Source organism: Vibrio sp. 2033 (assembly GCF_033339735.1).
In genome coordinates this window covers 1-614 of the sequence record NZ_JAWOVC010000518.1, presented here as the reverse complement: position 1 = coordinate 614, position 614 = coordinate 1, and the positions used below count along the sequence as shown (strand labels likewise).

General features: G+C 43.6%; 1 protein-coding gene. It reads right to left on the bottom strand.

Annotation, left to right across the window (positions count from 1 at the left end; all coding sequences use genetic code 11):
* Positions 1-614 (bottom strand): type IV pilus biogenesis protein PilM (gene pilM, locus R7P74_RS27545; protein ID WP_318123855.1); only part of this gene is annotated, 614 nt, incomplete at both ends.

Below are 614 nucleotides of genomic sequence, written 5' to 3'. Positions count from 1 at the left end.
CGTTTTGGCTTTAGCATCATCAGAGAGTAAGTCTTCTTGTGCCGTCCCCATTGAGATACGAGTACCGCACGCAAACTCCTTATGAAACAGTTCGCCTTGCTCGGTAAACATGGTGAATGAACTCGCTAACGAGCCGATGTCTAACAAACAGTATTTGTTTTTTTCAGGAAAACGCTCTGCGGCAAGCTTCCAGATATGACCTAGGCTTTGAGAGTGCACGTCAACCAACACAGGCTTTAAACCAGACTGTTGTAACGCTTCAACTCGGCTTTCAACCACATCTTTGCGCGTAGCGAATACTTGATAACTGTCCGTTCCACGCATCCCTTCTTCCGCACGAAGGCGTACGAAATCCAAACTCAGTTCTTCCACAGGAAAAGGAGATTGATGAGAAAAAGCTTGTACCACCGCAAACTCGATTTCGCTCTCATCAAGGCTTTGTTCGATTTGCAGTTTCTTGCTAATAACTGAGTTGTCTGGAACAGAAATTGCCACTCGCTTGGCCCCAAAAGGCAGCTCTTTTTTCATCTGCTTTAGGGTCTTTACAATTTCTTGATGATTTATAGTGTTATTTTCAGCGACAATACCTTCCTTAAGTAATATTTCTTTGTAAC